Annotated in this window: 4 protein-coding genes; 1 reads left to right on the top strand and 3 read right to left on the bottom strand. The window is 73.7% G+C overall.

Annotated elements, in window-relative coordinates:
* From AC1MIR_RS16320 to hflK, 3 genes are all read right to left on the bottom strand, one after another.
* Nucleotides 1-133 (bottom strand): DUF2065 family protein (locus AC1MIR_RS16320; protein WP_480029558.1); only part of this gene is annotated, 133 nt, incomplete at its 3' end.
* A 15-nt stretch (nucleotides 134-148) separates the two neighbouring features.
* Nucleotides 149-1,099, bottom strand: a complete 951-nt coding sequence (gene hflC / locus AC1MIR_RS16325) for a protease modulator HflC (protein ID WP_480029240.1) — start codon at nucleotides 1,097-1,099, stop codon at nucleotides 149-151.
* On the bottom strand, nucleotides 1,096-2,193 hold the full coding sequence (gene hflK, locus AC1MIR_RS16330) for an FtsH protease activity modulator HflK (RefSeq protein ID WP_480029241.1): 1,098 nt from the start codon (nucleotides 2,191-2,193) through the stop codon (nucleotides 1,096-1,098). The genes hflC and hflK overlap by 4 nt, the downstream gene beginning before the upstream one ends.
* A 364-nt stretch (nucleotides 2,194-2,557) precedes the next feature.
* Here hflK and AC1MIR_RS16335 point away from each other — a divergent pair.
* Nucleotides 2,558-2,906: iron-sulfur cluster assembly protein (locus tag AC1MIR_RS16335; RefSeq protein WP_480029242.1), on the top strand; the 349-nt coding region annotated here is incomplete at its 3' end.

Consider the following 2,906-nt stretch of genomic DNA (forward strand, 5'->3'; position numbering starts at 1 on the left):
CGCGCAGCCGCGCCTCCGGCTGCGCGGCGAGCGCGGCGACGAGACGGCGCATCGCGCCCGGCGCCACGGCATAGAGCAGGCCCTCGACGGCCAGGACGACGCCCAGCCCGGCAAGGACCTGCTCGAACCGCACGCCCGGCGCGCCGGATCAGTTCGAGGCCGCGCCGGCGGCAGGCGAGGCCGGCGCGCCCGCGGCCGCGGTGGGCGGCGCCGCGGGCGCGGCCGGCAGGGGCGCCCCCGACATGCCCTGGCGGAAGTAGCGGAAGAACTCCCCGTCCGGCGACAGCAGCAGGCGCGTATCGCCTTCGCCGAAGGCGTCCCGATAGGCCTGCATGCTCCGCCAGAACTGGAAGAACTGCGGATCGCGCTGGAAGGCGTCGGCGAAGATGCGGATCGCCTCCTGCTCGCCCTGGCCGCGCAGGATGTCGGATTGCGCGGTCGCCTCCGCCAGCAGAACGGTGCGCTCGCGGTCGGCGCTGGCGCGGACGCGGGCGGCGACCTCGGCACCCTCGGCGCGTGCCTCGCGCGCCACGCGCTCGCGCTCGGACTGCATCCGATTGAGGATCGCCTGGGTGTTCTCCTCCGGCAGGTCGGTGCGGCGGATCCGCACATCCGTCACCTGGATGCCGAAGCGCCGCGCCTCCTCGTTCACCTGGCGCTGGATGGTGTCCATGATCCGGACGCGGTCGGTCGAGAGCACCGACAGCAGCGGCTCGTTGCCCAGCACGCGGCGCAGCGAGGAGGTGACGATCGAATTCAGCCGCGCGCGGATGCCGGCTTCCGTCGCGCCGACGGTCTGGAAGAACAGCAGCGGGTCGGTGATGCGGTAGCGGGTGAAGCTGTCCACGATGAGCCGGCGCTGGTCGCCGAGGATCACTTCCTCGCCCGGCGCCTCGAAGTCGAGCAGGCGGCGATCGAAGGCGATGACCGACTGCACGAACGGAATCTTCGCGTGCAGCCCCGGCTCGTTGATGACGCGGATCGGCTGGCCGAACTGGGTGATCAGCACCTGCTGGGTCTGATGCACCGTGAACAGTGTCGAGGCGGCGACGACCAGCGCGACGACGGCCGCGATCCCGGCGATGAGAAGGCGGTTCATCGGGGCACTCCCGGCTGGCGGCCCTGCAGTGGCGGCGAGGTCGAAGGCTGGAACGAACCGGCGGAGGCCGGCGACTGCTGCGGGCGCACCAGCTGGGGCGCCGCCACGGCTGGGCTGCGCGCCGGGTCGTTGAGGTTCAGGAAGGGCACCACGCCCTGCAGCCCGGTGTCCACCAGCACCGTCGGGTTGCGGCGGAGGATCTCCTCCATCGTCTCGATATACATGCGCCGCACCGTCACGTCCTGTGCCTGCTGGTAGGCCGTGAGCACGCTGACGAAGCGCTGCGCCTCGCCTCGGGCGCGGGCGATCTGGCTCTCGCGCACGCCCTCGGCTTCCTGCACCAGGCGCTCGGCCTCGCCGCGGGCACGGGGGATGATGTCGTTGCGGTAGCTCTCGGCCTCGTTGCGCAGGCGCTCGCGGTCGGCGTTGGCGCGCTGCACGTCGCGGAACGCGTCCACCACCTGGGCGGGCGGGTCCACCTTCTGCAGCTGCACCTGCGCGATCTCGATGCCGGCGCCATACTGTTCCATGATCGCCTGGGTGCCGCTGCGCACCTCCTGCTCGATCTGGGCGCGCGCCTCGGTCAGGGCGGGCTGGATCGGCGTGCGGCCGATCACCTCGCGCATGACGCTCTCGGCGGCGGACTTCACCGTGGCCTCGGGGTTGCGGGTGTTGAACAGGAACTGCTCGACATCGCGGATGCGCCAGAACACGGCGAAGTCGATGTCGATGATGTTCTCGTCGCCGGTCAGCATCATGCTCTCCTCCAGCACGTCGCGGGAGGAAACGGGCCGGCCCGACGCGGTCGTGCCCTCGATCGGTCCGCGGAAGCCGATGTCCACGCGGTTGATGCGGGTGACGCGGGGCGTGGTCACGCTCTCGACCGGCCAGGGGATGTGGTAGTTCAGGCCGGGCGGGGCGGTGCGGTCGAAGGCGCCGAAGCGCAGCACCACGCCCTGCTCGTCCGGGTCCACGCGGTAGAAGCCGGACGCGGCCCAGAGCGCCACCAGCACCAGGCCGATCAGCGCGAAACCCTTGCCGCCGGCGCCGCGCGGCAGCCAGCGCCGCACGGCGTCCTGTGCCTGGCGGATCACGTCATCCAGGTCAGGCCCTGGCCCACGGCCACCGCCTCCGCCCCCGGAGGGCGGCTGCGGCGCGCCCCAAGGACCGCCCGGCCGGGGATTGCCCCACGGGCTGGGTCCGCCGCTGTTGTTCCACGCCATGGGTCTACCCGGCCTCCGTCTCGTCCGGCGGTTCTTGCCGCGTTGCCGCCCCGCCGCACAGGGAGGGGTGCAGCCTTCGCGCTGCCGGTCCATATGGGCCCGCATGGACCGGCGCGACAGGGCGCTGCCCGAAACCCGGCCGCCGCGCCGCGCGTCGGCCCGGCCGAGCCTTCATCCGGCCGGCCGGGTGCCGCAACGGCGCGGATATCGAGGCTTTCGAAGGGATTTTCAAGCGATGGGCGAAACGCTGGAGGGCGCGATCCGGTCGGCGCTGCGGGCTGTCCGCGACCCGGCGAGCGGGCGCGACGTGGTCGAGGCCGGGATGGTCGAAGGCCTCACCGTCCGGGACGGGATGGTCCAGCTCGCCCTGCAGGTGCCGCGCGAGCGGGCGCGCGACTCGGAACCGCTCCGCGCCGCCGCCGAGCGCGCCGTCGCCGGGGTGAAGGGCGTGATCTCGGCGACGGTGGTGCTGACCGCGCATCGCGCGGCGGCGCCGCAGCCCCCCGCCCCGGCGCCCCCCCCCCCCCCCCGCCCCCCCCCCGCCGCCCCCCGCCGCGCCCGCCCCCCCCCCCCCCGGCGCGCCC

It is taken from the genome of Falsiroseomonas sp. RANM36, assembly GCF_056682175.1.